We start from the raw sequence: 241 nt of genomic DNA, 5'->3' as shown, positions 1-241 counted from the left end.
CTGACCTTTGCGGCGGGCGTGACCAGCCAGACCTTTACCGTGCAGACCACTCAGGATGCCGTGTTCGAAGGCGATGAGACCTTCAGCGTCAACCTGAGCAACGCCACCAACGGCGGCCAGATCGCTGACGGTACCGGCGTGGGAACCATCGTCGATGACGGCACCGGCCCGGGTCCATTCAACCCAGGCCCCGGTCCGGATAACGACACCACCAGCTTCAGCATTGGCGACATGAGCGTCA

At 63.1% G+C, this 241-nt stretch carries 1 protein-coding gene; it reads left to right on the top strand.

The window, feature by feature from the left end; translation table 11 throughout:
• Positions 1-18 precede the first annotated feature (18 nt).
• A partial coding sequence (locus JW499_RS23315; protein WP_416135417.1) for a hypothetical protein occupies positions 19-241 on the top strand: 223 nt, incomplete at its 3' end.

Origin of the sequence: Amphritea pacifica (assembly GCF_016924145.1) — a bacterium.
In the GTDB taxonomy this organism is placed as follows: domain Bacteria; phylum Pseudomonadota; class Gammaproteobacteria; order Pseudomonadales; family Balneatricaceae; genus Amphritea; species Amphritea pacifica.
This window is presented reverse-complemented; position numbering and strand designations above follow the sequence as displayed.